Below are 1,939 nucleotides of genomic sequence, written 5' to 3' on the forward strand. Positions count from 1 at the left end.
CTAACGTAACGGGCTTTTTTACGTTTGCAATTTATAGTGTAGAGTTTGTTATTGGCCAAAACATGACAGCAGTTTGTCGAATATGGCCATGCGTCCCCTTCGGGGATAAAAGAGTAGGTCATTTTCAGGCGCATAATACCATTTGCATTAAATATGTGATCTAATTGCTCGTCATTTCCTTACTTCAGTATCGATGAATAATCTCAATCTTGCAGCATTAGTTAAATCTGAGAAAAGCGCACGTAAACGTATGCGTTATCTCGCCTTACTTCATTTTACCGAAGGTCATTCTCGTACTGCTATAGCCAACATGCTGAAGGTCAGTAGAACCAGTGTAAATACTTGGGTTACTCATTATTTAACTCATGGCATTAGCGGCCTAGATGATAAACATAATCCAGGTAGACCCGCTCAACTATCGGCGAAACAACTGATAAATCTGAAAGAATTTGTACAACGTCAAAGCTTGTCTGAGAGTGGCGGAAGATTGATGGCAAGAGATGTCAGTCTTTTTATTCATTCTGAATTTGGGGTGACCTTTAAACAGGCAAATATCTACAGATTACTGCATCAATTAGGATTGTCATGGATAACGACCCGTTCTCGTCACCCAAAACAAACTCAAGATATTCAGGATGCTGTTAAAAAACTTCCAGCTGTCAACGATCCTTAACACCCCTGGTCATGTGGCATTAGATCGCATTGATGTTTGGTTTCAAGATGAAGCCAGATTTGGTCAGCAAAATACCACGACCCGCATTTGGGCAACGAAAGGAACCCGACCACGAGCGGTAAGGCAACAACAGTTCGAATAAGCGTATTTATATGGTGCGGTGTGTCCTGCAACGGGCACGACAGAGGCAATTATTGCCCCGCATGCCAACAGTGAATATATGTGGGAGCATTTAACATTAATTTCAGAGGCTACCGAATCGGGTCGCCATGCTTTGGTCATCATGGATGGTGCAGGTTGGCATCAACAAGATCTGACTGAGGACTTTGATAACCTTAGTATCCTTAAGCTTCCGCCCTATTCGCCTGAACTCAACCCTATAGAACAAGTGTGGCAATGGCTTCGTCAGAATGAACTCGCCAATCGTTGCTTTAGTGGATATGACGATATTGTTGAGCAGTGTTCCATTGCATGGAATCGATTTATTGCAGAGCCGGAAAGGCTGATTCAACTATGTTCTAGACGATGGACAAAATTGACCAATTAATTAATGTAAATAGTATTAATTCATCAATCTAGTTCACTCCTTAAAACATCAACACTGCAGGCCTTTGAGTTTGTGCATATACGTCGTTTACAGATTCATTAAGCTACAATAGTAGTCATACTTAGGTATCCATTTGTTTTCAAGCTTCCCTAAGAAGGGTTCCATTACTGCATGTTGCCAGCAGTTATGTCTTCGGCTGATATTCTGTCCTATTTGATACTTTCATGGCTTTCATATTTGCTCAAATCAAATGGGGGATTTTGTCTTTCACAACAGGCAACTCACCAATGTCTCAAATATAAATGTATTACCACAGCCAAACAGGTCCATTTTGTTCTAGGCCAGATATACGTTATAAAATCAGACTTGGTTTATCGCGCCAACATTACACTGTTATTGTAACAAACTAGGCGTAACTGTAGGTTCATCATTGGCTATCTTGTAGTGATGTTTTCTCTATTGATTAGTTGGTTACCTTTTAATGATTATCGAGCTCCCTTTCTAAATAACAATAAACGTGAATATTCTCATCGATAATACGGTCTAACTTTCATCCATCAATATCTGCAGATGCGGTTATTAGGTTATTAGGTTATTAGGTCCTTAGGTGCCACTTGCCGTTAATTGATGTCATGACGCAATTCTCTAGGGTTTATGTTGGATTGATAACACCAAAGTGTGTCAGTACTCATTATTAGCTCGATTATATGATTGGCCAA

The 1,939-nt window shown here is 40.1% G+C and carries 1 pseudogene; it reads left to right on the forward strand.

Annotation, left to right across the window (positions count from 1 at the left end):
* The first annotated feature begins 193 nt into the window (after nucleotides 1–193).
* Nucleotides 194–1,220 (forward strand): annotated as a pseudogene (locus AAEY94_RS20565) (IS630 family transposase).
* Nucleotides 1,221–1,939 lie beyond the last annotated feature (719 nt).

The organism is Shewanella sp. AC34-MNA-CIBAN-0136, assembly GCF_040309945.1.
GTDB lineage: Bacteria > Pseudomonadota > Gammaproteobacteria > Enterobacterales > Shewanellaceae > Shewanella.